The sequence below is a fragment of the Algoriphagus yeomjeoni genome (assembly GCF_003259505.1).
GTDB classification, from domain to species: domain Bacteria; phylum Bacteroidota; class Bacteroidia; order Cytophagales; family Cyclobacteriaceae; genus Algoriphagus; species Algoriphagus yeomjeoni.
In genome coordinates, this window is the sequence record NZ_QLLK01000002.1 from 96,779 (window position 1) to 110,242 (window position 13,464).

10 protein-coding genes are annotated in these 13,464 nt (G+C 38.3%); 3 read left to right on the plus strand and 7 right to left on the minus strand.

Annotation, left to right across the window (positions count from 1 at the left end; translation table 11 throughout):
* Positions 1 to 21 precede the first annotated feature (21 nt).
* Both LV83_RS03710 and LV83_RS03715 read right to left on the minus strand, forming a co-directional pair.
* Positions 22 to 1,983 carry a DUF2075 domain-containing protein gene (locus LV83_RS03710; protein WP_111610517.1) on the minus strand — a complete coding sequence of 654 codons (1,962 nt, stop codon included), beginning with the start codon at positions 1,981 to 1,983 and terminating at the stop codon, positions 22 to 24.
* 7 nt (positions 1,984 to 1,990) lie between these two features.
* Positions 1,991 to 2,251 (minus strand): helix-turn-helix domain-containing protein, encoded by a 261-nt coding sequence (locus LV83_RS03715; RefSeq protein ID WP_245946989.1) that lies wholly within the window; start codon positions 2,249 to 2,251, stop codon positions 1,991 to 1,993.
* A 275-nt stretch (positions 2,252 to 2,526) separates the two neighbouring features.
* On the opposite strand from LV83_RS03715, the gene LV83_RS21285 reads away from it, so the two are divergent.
* Positions 2,527 to 2,919, plus strand: coding sequence for a hypothetical protein (locus LV83_RS21285; protein ID WP_146613684.1), 393 nt, complete (start codon positions 2,527 to 2,529; stop codon positions 2,917 to 2,919).
* A gap of 203 nt (positions 2,920 to 3,122) precedes the next feature.
* Here LV83_RS21285 and LV83_RS21775 read toward each other — a convergent pair whose 3' ends face one another.
* The 5 genes from LV83_RS21775 to LV83_RS03745 form a co-directional block, all read right to left on the minus strand.
* Positions 3,123 to 3,305, minus strand: a complete 183-nt coding sequence (locus tag LV83_RS21775) for an ogr/Delta-like zinc finger family protein (protein ID WP_111610197.1) — start codon at positions 3,303 to 3,305, stop codon at positions 3,123 to 3,125.
* A 427-nt stretch (positions 3,306 to 3,732) separates the two neighbouring features.
* A complete protein-coding gene (locus LV83_RS03730; protein WP_245946990.1) occupies positions 3,733 to 4,125 on the minus strand; it encodes a very short patch repair endonuclease in 393 nt (130 codons plus the stop codon).
* Between the two features lie 5 nt (positions 4,126 to 4,130).
* Entirely contained in the window at positions 4,131 to 7,139 is a 3,009-nt protein-coding gene (locus LV83_RS03735; RefSeq protein WP_111610198.1) for a DEAD/DEAH box helicase, read from the minus strand.
* A 397-nt stretch (positions 7,140 to 7,536) separates the two neighbouring features.
* Positions 7,537 to 8,832 (minus strand): serine hydrolase domain-containing protein, encoded by a 1,296-nt coding sequence (locus tag LV83_RS03740; RefSeq protein WP_111610199.1) that lies wholly within the window; start codon positions 8,830 to 8,832, stop codon positions 7,537 to 7,539.
* A 245-nt stretch (positions 8,833 to 9,077) separates the two neighbouring features.
* Positions 9,078 to 9,515 carry a transposase gene (locus LV83_RS03745; protein WP_111610200.1) on the minus strand — a complete coding sequence of 146 codons (438 nt, stop codon included), beginning with the start codon at positions 9,513 to 9,515 and terminating at the stop codon, positions 9,078 to 9,080.
* A gap of 753 nt (positions 9,516 to 10,268) precedes the next feature.
* Between LV83_RS03745 and LV83_RS21290 the strand changes: the two genes are divergently transcribed.
* Both LV83_RS21290 and LV83_RS03755 read left to right on the plus strand, forming a co-directional pair.
* Positions 10,269 to 10,496 carry a hypothetical protein gene (locus tag LV83_RS21290; RefSeq protein ID WP_146613685.1) on the plus strand — a complete coding sequence of 76 codons (228 nt, stop codon included), beginning with the start codon at positions 10,269 to 10,271 and terminating at the stop codon, positions 10,494 to 10,496.
* A 427-nt stretch (positions 10,497 to 10,923) separates the two neighbouring features.
* Positions 10,924 to 13,272 (plus strand): outer membrane beta-barrel family protein, encoded by a 2,349-nt coding sequence (locus LV83_RS03755; RefSeq protein WP_111610202.1) that lies wholly within the window; start codon positions 10,924 to 10,926, stop codon positions 13,270 to 13,272.
* Positions 13,273 to 13,464: the final 192 nt, after the last annotated feature.

Sequence of the window (13,464 nt, forward strand, 5' to 3'; positions counted from 1 at the left end):
GGGATAGGGTGAGGTAGAAAATTAAATTTCCTTCATACCACAAGAAATTAAAAATTCAAATGTGCTATCATACAAACTGGGTGGCCTAGTCAGATCTGAGCTATCTCCATGAGGAATAAAAATAACTATTCCTTGTCTAGCTCTAGTCATGAGTACCCGGTAGGCATTTCTTAGATATGATTTATCCACTTCACTTTTGATAGCTTTCCATTTAGATCCTTCAAAGGATTGATAATTCCATTTATCCTCCTTGAAATAGAAGTTAATATCCCAAGCCAAACACAGGTAGTCTATTTCCAGCCCCTGAATATCAAACTCAGTTGCGACTGACTCTAAAAAGTAAGAAGAACGAACATCTGAGGCATCATTTAAAAACCAGTCTTCTGCTGTAATTTCATTTTTCACATCAATCCCTACAGCCCGCAATCGCCTGCCTCCAGAACTTCCAACTAATCCTATTCTTTCTGTTCCCTTAGCTTTTTTTCTAAGCCATTGTTTTGCCGTGCTAAAATCTCTAGTTACACAAATTGGAAAAACATTATTGATTTCTGCCAATATGGACTTTGCTTGAATTGAATCACCCCTTATAACCTCGTGAACAAAAGATGAAATTCTTTCTGATCGAAATGAACGGACGGAAACTGAAAGGTGAAGATACTCTTCTGAATTGCCATTTGTTTTTAGCCAATTTTTTAATTCTTCGTCAGCTAAATAGTCATTGTCACCCGTAATAAGATTGGAGTAATAGATATCCCAATCTTGGTGGTGATTTTTCAATGCATTTACCCATTCAGAAAGGCCAGCTTCACCGGTATTGATCTCCTGTCCACCGCCGATTAAGCATATTATTGTGCAATGATTAGTATGCCTATTCATCACTTCAATCAAAAACTCAGGTTCGGACATATCAAATTCCATCCCTTTCCCCTTCATAAAAGATGAAGCTTTCTTTTTGGTCCATGCCCTTTGGGCTTCGTCAAAAATAACCACCTTTTCATCTGGAGCTTGATCTGAGATGAGGTTATCATCTCGAAAATGGTGAATGTTTTGAATAAAAGCATTGGCTTTTATTGCTGATTGTTTTTTGGTAAGCTTTTGGCCTTTTTCCTTTTCCTTTTGAACTTCATCTCTTACCAAAGCCTCTCTTAGCACATACACTAAAGGGCCATTTCCTGAAAGAAATACTGCATTTTCATCTTCATGAGCTTTTCTTCTTTCATTAGCGATATTGAGCCCGGCTAGGGTTTTTCCTGCGCCTGGTACACCAGTTAAAAAGCAAATTGATTTGCTCCCATCAGCCTTAGACTGTTCAATGATCCTATTTATACATTCAGTGGTAATAGATAGGTTAATTGCCCCTGCATCATGTCTAGAGATTTCCGAGACAGAGTGTCCTCTGTAAAGAGCCTGAGATGCTTCAATAATAGTTGGAGTAGGCTTGTAAATTGAATTCTCCCACAGAAATGGATTGATTTCAATTCCGTTACTCAATAAAAGTGTCTGAGCTATGATACTTCCAATATTGTTTTGATTCGCCTTAATAGGCTCAAACAACTTGTCGCTTATTTCATAATTATTACTAACACTGGGAGCTCTTGTAGAAATCACTAATGGAACTAGTTTTTCATGATGGCTACCTTCATGGAAATTCTTCAAGTCTAAACAATAGTCTATAGTTTGATCTACTGCATGCTTTTGATACTCTGTATCACCAACTTTAAATTCTAGAACGAAAATGAAATCATCAATGATTAGAATATTGTCTACACGCTTTCCCATTCTAGGAATAGAAAACTCAAAATAAATTTGACCTCTATTAATTGAAGCCAATTCCTTTTTAAGAATTTCAATCTGTTTGATCCATGCATTTCGCTGTAAGATGTCCGCTGCGAAATCGTGATTTCTGATTAACTGACCAAGAATTTTGTCGTTATTATCCTTTATAAATTCAGAAATGGAATTAGAGTAGTAGCTTCTTTGCATCAAAAAATCAATCAATATTCAAAAAGTCAATTAATCGGGTTTCCAGAGCTTTGGCGATTTTATAAATAGTCTCTATGGATACATTTCGCTTTCCATTTTCTATATCCGAAACATAGGTTCTATCCAGATCAGCTAGTTCTGCAAGCTTCTCTTGGGAAACCTTTTTATTATTCCTTATCTCCCTTACTTTTTTGCCGTATTCCGCCTTAACGTCCATACTGCAATCTGAAAAAATGTAGACTATCGTACCACCGACTATAGTCGACAAAAAGACTTCTTTTATTTATATTTGAGAATGAAAAACATACAATTCAACTACCGCTACCGGGATGCTGATAATTACAAGCAGTTGGATTGTGGTATTTTCTAATCCAACAGGCGTTACTGTGGAGGAAGCTACTCGCCAAAATAGTCCACAGGACTTTTTCTTAACTCTCGGTTTGCTCCACACCTACCCGCAACCTGGCCCCTCGCTAAAATGATCCAAAGGGATCATTTCTTAGCGCTCGGTCCTCCCTGATGATTGGGGATTGCCTAGGCTGCATGCCTCTCCGTATAATCCGGAAGTGGATCATGAGTGGCATGAGTTTGAGGGGTTTGAAGAGAGTGAGGAGGCCTTTACTGATGAGAGGGAGATTGGGGGGAGGTTGGAGACTGTGGAGAAGGGGTATTAAGGATAAACTGCTAATGGGGAACAATGCCATTGTATTCTGTCAGAGCGACTACCTGAGGTCATCCAGAACTATTGAGACGGTCATTTTATCAAAGGGTACAAGAGAGCGAGCATTATTTATCTATAATTATGAAGGGTATTCCTTTAGGGTATTTGAGGATATTCTAGCACTGATCTTGTTTTTTGAAACTGGTGTGGATAGAAGTATTCATTTTGATAGTGAAGTGGGGTTGGATGGGTTTTTAGAAAGAGTATCAATTTGAGATTGTGGAGGATGATATTTTTATTTATCCACATCACTTTTTTCAAACTCTTCCTTTGTCTTACTTTTTGAAGGCAAAAAGTAACAAAAACCTTTGTCGAAATAATGCTTCATCCGCACAAGGCCGGGCGCTGGCCCGCTATTTCGACCGCCTCCCCGCCCTGAATAACAGCGAATCTGCTAATTGACTAATATTTTCAGAGACTATTCAACATCATTTGTCACCACAAATTGAAATCCACAGGATGTATCAGGGCATTGATGAATTTGGATTTGGCTGTTGGTATGGCTTTGGTCTGAAATGATCTCTGTCCTGAGTCCGCAGTGTGGGCAGGTGGTGGGTTGGTCGGAGGAAAGGAATTGGTGAGTGTAAGTAGTTGGATTCATGAATGTAATATGTATGAAATCTATCTCTGTTAAACTGTTGCTGTTATTTCTCAACTATGAGTATCTATTTTTTTTCCTTTAGGCGAATACAACCACTGTATTGAATCTTACGTAATAATTACAATATATTTGAAAAACATTTGGACCGGGGTGTCCCCGATCGGCAAGGAGCTCAGCGCAAGTTGGGCTCTTTGTTTTTTTAAGGATAAATTTTAAGTCAATCATTTTCCGGTTTTAGACGAATAATTGAATCCCGTAGATTTTGGCTAAAGCCAATTTATTGGTAGAATCCACATAGGAATGGGCTAAAGCCACATTCCTATTTTTATCTGCTACACAATATCTTAATTATTGTACTCATTAAAATGGGTTAATATCTTTTTTAAATTTGGGCCAAGTTCCCCTTTCACCTCAAAGTCCCAAAACCTCAATACTGTCCAACCTTTTGATTTTTAAAGTCATTCACTTCCTGATCCCGTTCCATATTCCGCTCGATCTTTGCGATCCAGAATTCTCGGTTGGATTTGATGGCTTCTTTCCTATTCTCCCAGTCGTAGCCATGCCAGAAGGTGCCGTCCACGAAGATGAGGAGTTTGTATTTTTTTAGGCTGATATCAGGGTTACCGAAAAGTTTGTGTTTAGGAGTTTTGTACCTCACCCCTGCCAGCCATAATGCTTTTTTCAATAGCTTCTCTGGCTTTGTACCCTTGGCCTTGATTTGGGACATGTTGATGGAGCGGGCTTTGGTGGTGTAGAAGCCGTTCTCCTCGCTGAACTGGGCGATTGCTATTTTTGGAATTATGTAAGGCTTTGATTCCAATTGTCTTATTTAAGAACAACCATGGAATCGTATTCATCAAACAAAGATTTTTGATATACGCCTCCTTTGATCTTATTCATCAATTCCCGGATAAATTCATAATGCTTGACGTAAGGATTAGGAATGGTAATGCAATCAATACCTTTTGATTGAAGGAGTTGCATTTTTATTTTATCTGAATCAATTCGTTTTTTGACTCTGTAATGCTCGGTGCCATTAATCTCAAATACCACTTTTGGAATCCGCCCCTGATAAATCACCCCATCAAATTCCTTTTTGTTGACCAATTGATTGCTAATTTCTTCCGGGAAGACATCAGAAACTTTTACATTTCGTTCAAATCGGCTACCCTGAACTGAACAATAATGACTCATTGTTTTGTAGAATTCATCTTCAAATTTTGAATCATTCGAAAACCCTATGGTAAACCTATTTGCAGTGCTTTGTCGAATCTGGGTGGTGCCGTTCTTTTGAACGTAATCAACCAAAGCATATAGGTCATCATCCTTCCTCGAAAGTATATCTATCGCACTTTTATCAGCAACTACTATGAGATTTTCTTGAGCCCTTGTTACACCAACATTGATTAGCTGGCTGTTGTTTTTTATCCAGTCGTAGGTTCTGGAAGTAGTGTTTCTGGATATAGAGGTGGATATGATAATGGTTTTGTTCTCTTGTCCCTGTATTTTATGAATAGTACCGCAGCTCACCGATTTATCTATTTGATTAGCGGATTTCGCTCTTCCTAGATAGTGATTCAGAATTGCTTCTTGGTTTCTAAATGGAGTAATGATGAAGACATCCTTTAATTTATTGTCTGCAATGTATTTTACGATCTCTTCTGCTTCTTCAATGGAAGCATTTCTACTCTGTTGATTTACATTGTTCACATCGATCAACTTCAGCTCTCCATCAACTTTAATCTTGGAAAGGTTCAGTTTACTCTCATAAAATCGCATGTTTGAATAATTGATAATCTTCTTACCACATCGGTAATGAAAGCTCAGCAATATATCCCTGGAAATATTATCAATCCTTTTATATAAAGAAAGAATGGAATTGTTGTGGTAATCATAGGTATTTTCGATGCCAAACAACCTCATCAATTGTTGATCTGTACTTTCCTCAAATACAACAATCGGTTTTAGCTGGTTGGTGTCACCAATTAAAACCATGTTTTTGCATTTTGAAATTGCAATCAAGCTGGTAGAAATATCGCACTGCCCAGCTTCATCAATGACCAGTAAATCAAATTTGAATTGTCGGCCGAGCTTCCGGCTTGATAAATTGGTTGTAAGAATTATGGGAAATACTTTTGTGAGCTTTTCTAAGTTCTCATCGTTTGCAATCCATTTGTTAAATTCTTTAACCTGTAGTTTAGAATCTTCAATGTCAAGAATTTCTATTAACTCAGCATAATCCTTGGTTCTGAGACGTTTCAGGTATCTTAGAGATTCGTAGTAAAAAAACTGCAAGAGCTGATGATTGTCTTTAATGACTTCATATAAATCGTCCAGATCATCAGGATTGGTTTCTGGGATCTGCCCGAGTTTCTCTTCTATGGCAAGTTTTTCTTTTTCCAGCAAATAATTCGCCCCTTGAGCTAGCATGCTGTTTACAAATTCGAGGTTTTGAGACTGCTCTAATCTGGTCTCATGATTTTTAATTTTCTCGAGCAGTTTTCTGTTTTTCTCCTTTGACTTTTCTTTGAGATTATAAAGCAAAGTTTCCTTTGGAACGTCTTTGGTTTCAAAAGCATACCACTTTTTAATTACCTCAAGTGCTTGGGCCACCAGTTCATTGTTTCCAAGGCGGAGTACTGGTAACAGAATTTCCTTATTTCTGTATTTACCTATGTACAACTTGTCTTTAATCCCGTCAATAGGAACATTATTATTTGACGAAATCAACAGTGATTTCCCATTGGTAAGGCAGTTGACAATAATATTTAAAATGGTTTGTGTTTTGCCTGTTCCCGGTGGTCCCTGCACATAGGTGATTGGGTATTTTAGCGCATTATAGATGGTTTGAATCTGATCAATATTTATATTCTGATCGTACAGTACAATATGTGGTTCCTTTCGATTTTGCCTGTCTAGTAGTGATAGGTTTTGAAAGAAGGCCTTCAGTGGAACTTGCATTTCTTTCTGCTCGTATTCTGTATGTATGCTGTCATAAATACCAGAAATATCTATTTGCGAATATCCCAAAACGACAAGTTCGGGCCTAGAATTGATCAATTCACCAGTTTTGAAATTGGATCGCAATAACTCCTCTGCTTCGGTTCGATCTTTTTCGTAAACCGCTTCAAAATCTGCCGGACTCAAATCAGTATAGTAAGACAAGGAGTGCTTTACATCTTTTATATAAAAGTTTGAATTGAACTGTGTTTTGCTACCTATATGTAAGGTTTTATTTACAGGATCTAGGGTAAGCTTTCTGTATGCAATAACAAATTTGCCCTTTGATGGTAAATCAATTGAAAATTCACTGATAGCCAGTTCGTACTCATAATACTTCCGGTAATCATTGTGATAAATGTCTTTTATGATCTGTTTTTGCTGTTCGTCTGTTAAGGGATATGGATTTTCCTTTGCTAACTCAGTCAAATCCAATCCCTGAATTAAATGGGCTTTGTGAAGAAATGGGTCTTTATTGGCTTTGTAGCATTCCAAGTAGTAGTTCAATATATTATTGTCATACCGGTCAAACTCATATGCCTGCAAGCTTTCATCCTCATCCAGCTTTTTGATCAGTTTATCTGAAGATTCACAATGTGAAAATTTCAGGATTTCAGCACTCTGGATAGATGAAATAAATATTTTTTTGTTTAGGAGTGGTTCATCCTTTGTCACATTAAACATATTTACCTGAAGTACAGCTTTTGAATTTATATCAAGTATGCTGACCCAAAAAGGTGTAATATTCCCTTCCTTGTTTTTATAGGTGATGTTTAGGTATTTCCCTTCCCGGATGGCTTTACCAATGAGTGAAGTGATTTTTTTGTCAATCATTTCGCTTGAATTTTAATATTCATGATTCTGGAAGCGCATCTTGTGAGAATATAATGTGACGTTTTTGTATTATCCAAACCTTAAAAATTACTAGTTTATTGGTAAGTCTAAGTGTAATATAGGTTAGGACTTTGATCAGTAATATGCTTTTTAGTACTCTTTGGTTATACTATTGTTAAACTTAGAACTAATCATCTAAAAATCCAATACCTCCTAAGTGGCAATCCTTTTTGATTGTTATAAACCATTAATTAGAATGCTTCTTTGGTATTTTGTACCTCAGTCCTACATTGCAGAGTGATAACCGTTCATCGTATTTGAAAAGCAATGGTTCTATATAGAAGTGAAATTATAAGCTTAAGCTCACCTTTCTTCTGAGGTACTCAAAATTAGAACCCTACCTCCCCTCAGCCCTATAAAAAACATCCTGCAACCCTTCTCTAATACCTAAACTGTATAAGTTCTGGTGATCTCTGGACGGATATACTCGGTTGGATAAAAAGATATAGGTGAGCTTATTTTCTGGATCGGCCCATACAAAGGTTCCTGTAAAACCAGAATGGCCGAAGCTGGCGGGGCTTGCCAAAGGAGATGGATACGCTTCTGCTAAGGGAAGCTCAGTATTATTCAGAAGAGGTTTGTCAAAACCTAGCCCCCGACGATTGTCGTTTTCTGGGTATTGTACTTCGGTAAATTCTTTGACGGTTTCGGCAGAAATAAGCTGCTGCCCATCCGCACTTCCATAATTCTGATACAAGAGCATCAATTTTGCCAGGTCATCGGCTGTAGCGAACAAGCCCGCATTACCAGAAACGCCTCCTTTCAGTGCTGCATTCTCGTCATGTACCCATCCTTTTACCAGGCTTTTCCTAAAAATTGAATCCACTTCGGTAGGCACAATGGCGTTCACGAAGTTTTTGCCTGTGGGCAAATATCCCAAAGTATGTGCACCTATAGGCTGGTAGAAATTCTCTTCCAAATAAGTTTGATAGTCCTTTCCTGTGAGTTGCTCGATCAACCTAGGGAAAATCAAAAAAGTGAGTCCTGAATACAGGTATTTCTTTTCGACTGAGACTTCGGATCGGTTGATGATTCGGTTCATCTTCCGTTCAAAGCGATTATTGATATAAATCCCGTCATATGCTTGTCCCAGAAATCGCTTATCCGATGAATCATGCACAAATCGTTTTTTGATCTTGCCATTTTTCCGTACCACCTCATTCAAAAACACAATGTAAGGAACCAAACCAGCCTGATGGGCCAAAATCTCCCTCAGCGTCAGGTCCTTTTTGTCTTTTCGTTTTTGCCAAGGTTCCCAATAGGTGCTGAAAGGTTTGTCCAGATCAAGCTTCCCTTCGTCCACCAACTTCATTAAGGCAGGTAAAGGCCCGGCGATTTTGGTCACCGAAGCCAAATCATAGAGGTCGTTTAATGCTACAGGCTGAATGCTGTCGTAGGTATGGTAACCGTAGGCTTTGTGAAAAATAACCGTATCGTTCTTGGCTATCAAAAGCTGCGCTCCTGGAAAAGCTAAACTGGCTATCCCCATTTTCATCAGGAAATCTACGCTGCGGTTGATGAAAGCCTCATCAAATCCCATTTGAGATGGACTGGCATGGATCAATTCCCGCTGGGCAAATCCAAATTGGATCCCGGCGATAAATAAGAAAAAGGGTATCGCTATTTTTTTCATTCTGGTAGAGTTTAGTTTAAAATTATTGAAAAATAAGCAATAGGAATGGGGTGAGGGAGAATTCCTATTGATTTGGCTAAAGCCGGGGTTGGGGGATTAATCATCTTAGGAATGGGCTAAAGCCGCATTCCTAGTGATCGGGAATTCAAACCATCGTAGGATTTCGATACCAATCAATTACCTCCAGCTTTAGATGGAGGTTTCGAACAAATACCGAAAATTGTTTTCCGGCTTTAGCCGAATCTTTAATCGTGAAACTTCTGGAACCCGTGTTTCAAGATGAATTCTTCAAATTCTTCTTGATAGGATTTCTTTCTATGATGTTCCTCCTGATTTTGAATGTACCTTCGAACTCTCGGTAGAATTGACTCAGATACTGAAACGCCATAATATTCATCCTGCCATTCAAATTTCTCTGTGGTCAGTTGGTTTTTGTTAATCCAAAAAGATGATTCTCCTTTCACCAACTGCATGACTTTCTGGATAGTTTGATCTCCTCCCAGCGATATAAGACAGTGGCAGTGGTCTGAATACCCACTCACGAAGTCAACGAATATTCCTTTTGCCTTAGCGTTTTGACGTATGTGCTCCCACACTTTCATTCTCGATTCTGTAGAATTAAGATATGGGAAGCGGTTTTTTGTACTCCATATGAAGTGGATATAGACTTTGATAAATGGCATGGCTGAAAAATTTTAAAAAACTCAATTAATTTAATCTATATCAAGAACAATTACTATAGAAGGTCTTTGAATTTGGCTAAAGCCGGGGTTGGGGGGATAATCATCCATAGGAATGGGCTAAAGCCACATTCCTATTGAGAGGGAATTAAAACCATCAAAAGCCACATTCCTAGTGAAAGGGAATTCAAACCATCGTAGGATTTCGATACCTCAATTACCTCCAGCTTCAGCTGGAGGATTACAAAATCCGACAGACCATTTCTGGCTTTAGCCGAATAATTCCAACTCGTTGATTTTGGCTGAAGTTGGGGGGATAATCATCAATGGAAATGGGCTGAAGCCGCATTCCTAGTGATAGGTAATTCAAACTATCGTAGAATTTCGATACCAATCAATTACCTCCAGCTTTAGATGGAGGTTTCAAACAAATACCAAAAATTGTTTTCCGGCTTTAGCCGAATATTTGAATTCTTTTGAATTTGGCTAAAGCCGGGGTTGGGAAGATAATCATCCATAGGAATGGGCTAAAGCCACATTCCTATTGAGAAAGAATTAAAACCATCAAAAGAAGGGCTTCAGTCGCATTTCTAGTGATAGGAAATTCAAACCCTCGTAGAATTTCGATACCAATCAATTACCTCCAGCTTTAGATGGAGGTTTTACTCCAGCTTTAGAAAAGCTTACTCGCCTTTTCTAAGTCTCTCTTTTTTATCCTCTTTTACCTTCTTAATTCTTTTTCTAAAAATTAGGAATATGATAAGAATCAGAGCAGGAATCGCAATAAATATGACAACATTGCTGGTCTCGGATAAATCAATTGGACCGGTAGGTTTGGGCACACCTTTTGGCACTTGGGAATATGAAAGGCTTGGAATTAGAAGTAATGCTAAGAGTAAACTGAATGCTGTAGAAATATATTTTAATAACAAGTTGTTCATCATAAGAGCTTTTGGGTTACTTATATATCAGAAATCACTTTAAACATAAAATTGCATAAGTGTTTCATTATGATACCATTTAAATCACAAAATTCAATCCGATAATTGTTTAATAAAGCTAATTACAATTTACTCAGATTCCTTTTACCTACTCAAAAGGCTTTTCAAGCTAATTTTTATATAAAACCTGTGAACTTAAGCTGCGCAAACATTTCAGATTGCATCATTTTCACCAGAAAGAATTTGCCAAAAATGGGGAGATCCTGCCTAAGGGTGCAAAATGTACCCAAGGTCAGGTATCATAAATGCTGAGGTCTATAGTAAAAACAAGGCTCCAAATTGAATTTAACGCGTAGGATTCATATATGCTCTTTTAATATACAGCCCAATCATTAATTGACAGAAACAACTTGAGCTAAAGTCTGTTATGATAGTATAAAGTCTCAACCTTATTTTTGAAGCCAATCACCATGAATAATAACTTCCTTGAAAAGTGCCACTGTAGAACGCTTTTCTTTGTTTTAATTCTATTATTTTTTATTCCCCTAATCTCAGTTGCGCAGCAGGTTCAGGTATCTGGAAAATTGATTGATTCTAAAACCAATGAGCCTGTGGGTTATGCCCAAGTGGCATTGTTTTCAGCAGAGGAGGATAAAACCCCGGAAGCCTATTCCGACACCAATGAGTCCGGTGAATTCAGTATATCTATTCCCGCAGGTAACTATTTGCTCAAAGCCTTTTTTATAGGCTACAAAGACCTGATTGTTTCTGATATAGATGCCAGTGGAGCTATTAATCTGGGTTCTTTGACCTTCGAAAGTGAAAGTAAAAACCTCGATGAGGTGGTAGTAGAAACTTCTAAACTCCCGGTTCGGTCCACGCTGGAAGGTCTGATCATCACCCCAGAAAATAACCTGGCAAATGCTGGAGGAACTCTTCTAGATATCTTGCGAAATACACCTTCAGTTTCTGTAGGCGATGATGGAGGAATATCACTTCGTGGAAGTTCGAATACCAATATTTTGATCAACGGCCGTAATTCTTCCCTCACTCAGAATTTGGATCAATTGCCAGCTTCGGTGGTGGAAGAGATCAAAATCATCAATAACCCCAATGCCCGCTACGATGCCGAGGCAGAAGGAGGTGTGATTGATATCGTTTTGAAAAAAGGCATAGAACTAGGAACTCATGGCGGTGCAGAAGCTACTTATGGGACAAGGGGTAGAACAAATTTAGGTGGTAGAATCAATCATAGAAATATGAAATTCAATGTCTATGCAGGTTACAATTATAGAAATTGGAAATCTGTGGGAGAACGTAATTCCTCCCGTCTGATTTTCGAAGACGATGAAACGCTGGAACAAACCACGAGAAGTTCTGACTCAGATATTGGTAACAACCTGAACTTTGGCGCGGACTACTATTTTGGAAATAACACCCTGAGTTATGAAGGGGTTTTTCAAGCCAATGAGACTTTAAATATCAATACGCTTTATGCCCAGCAGAGGCGCTTGGGCCAGGATTTTGACTATATCCGAAGAAATAATGAAGGGGAAAGCGACGATGGTTTGGACAATGCCTTGATTTTTGAACATAACTTCAAAGAAAAAGGACATCTCTTCAGAGCTACAGCCAGTCATTCGTTCAGAAACCAGTATAAAACTCAGAATATTGAAATCTTCAATAATACCTTGATTCTAGATTCGGAAAACCTAACAGGAAGAGAGCGGGCTTTTACCGATGAAGTGCGAAATATCACGGTGCTGCAGGCTGACTACATACAACCCTTGGAAAATGGGAAGTTCGAAACAGGATTAAAATCCAACATACGGGAGTTTGACAATGATTTCATCTATCAACGCTTTGATGAGGGCAGACAGGATTTTGTGATAGATCCAGCGGTGAGCAATCGCTTTTTATATCAGGATCAAATTCATGCGGGATACCTGATTTACTCCGGTGTCAAGCCAAAGTTTGAATATGGCCTTGGTCTTCGTGGAGAATATACTCAAGTAGATACCTACTTATATAACTCTGAGGAAGAGAATCAACAGCGGTATTTCAATCTGTTTCCCAGCGTACAGGGATTGTATAAATTAAATGACATCCACGGCATAAAATTCACCTACAGCAGGAGAATTGATAGACCTAGAGCTTGGAGATTGAATCCTTTTCCTAATATCACGGATAGCTTGAATGTAAGAAGGGGAAATCCCAATTTGATCCCAGAAATGATCAATTCATTTGAGTTTGGTCACCTGGCTAACTTCGAGAAAACGAGTTTGACCACAAATCTATTTTACAGAAAAATCAACAATCAAATTGACTTTATCACGATCATAGAAGATGGTATCTCCTATTCTCAGCCTGACAATTTAAACTTTGCCCAGCTTTATGGAGTGGAGTTTATTGGTACGGCAGAAGTTTCTGACTGGTATTCATTGAATGGTGGTCTGACCTTTACAAGGATTGTGGTAGATGCTTCCAATATCAGCGAGGAATTCACAAATAAGGGCTTTACTTGGAATGCTAAATTGAATCAGGATTTTACACTTCCTTTTGGATTCAACTTTCAGCTTGCCGCCAGTTATGAGTCTCCTGAGATACAGGCTCAGGGAAAAAGCCTAGCTGTGTATTACTTGGATACTAGTCTCCAAAAATCATTTTTGAATAACAAAGGAAGTGTGACCTTGGCTGTGAGGGATGTGTTTGACTCCAGAAGGTATTCGGGGAATTCCCTGACAAATAGCTTTTCCCAAGATTACTATTCTAAGCAGGAAACACGCATCCTGCTGCTAACTGCGAGATATAATTTCTAATAGGAATAGCTGGAGATCTATTTCTATCTAAAGTTGGAAGGGTTTCCAAAGACCAATTTCAGGAATTTCGGTATGTCTCATATTGAAATTGTATGAAACAATTCAGTCATGAATTGCAAACCAATAGACGGGCGAAAGGCAAAATTATTTTCAAACCTCGATCTATCGGACTGACTAGTACTATAGAGGTAT